At 59.7% G+C, this 636-nt stretch carries 1 protein-coding gene; it reads right to left on the bottom strand.

The annotated features are described in order from the left end of the window. A partial coding sequence (locus EVC45_RS45030) for an IS5 family transposase (protein WP_129964410.1) occupies positions 1-636 on the bottom strand: 636 nt, incomplete at both ends.

The following is a 636-nucleotide window of genomic DNA, read 5'->3' as shown; positions in this document are numbered from 1 at the left end:
CAAGATATGCCCCTGGTAACAGAGGATGGCCGGACTCTGCTTACTCTTCTTGAACAGGCGCGCATCCGCATCAGTGCTCGACTCATGCGTGTCATTGCTACGTCGCTCACCCTTCCAGTCGGCTTCGGCGTTGCGCCCGCCGCCGGCCGGCGGATCGTCCGATCCGTCCTTGCGACGAAAACTCTTGTGACTCGCCCAGGCCTGGATGAGCGTGCCGTCCACCGAGAAATGCTCCCGGGACAGCAGGCCCTGCCTGTCGGCGAGCGTCATGACTTCGGTAAAGAACGACTCCACGACCTCGTGCTCGAGCAGCCGGTCACGGTTCTTCGAGAAGACGGAGTGGTTCCACACAGTGTCCTCGATGGCCAGTCCAACGAACCAGCGAAACAGCAGGTTGTACTGCATCTGCTCCATCAGCATGCGTTCGCTGCGCACCGAGTAGAACACCTGCAACAGAAGCGCACGCATCAGCTTCTCCGGTGCAATCGAGGCCCGGCCGCTGTCCGCATAGATAATGCCGAACAATCCGTTGAGCCGCTTCAACGCCTGATTGACCAGCAACCGTATGGGGCGCAACGGATGATCGGCCGGAACGAAGTCCTCAAGCTTGACCGTCGTGAAAAGAGCTTCCTGCAT

The sequence above is a fragment of the Paraburkholderia sp. UYCP14C genome (assembly GCF_004197395.1).
GTDB lineage: Bacteria > Pseudomonadota > Gammaproteobacteria > Burkholderiales > Burkholderiaceae > Paraburkholderia.
Note: the sequence above shows the minus strand (reverse complement) of the source record. Positions and strands in the feature narration are given on the sequence as shown.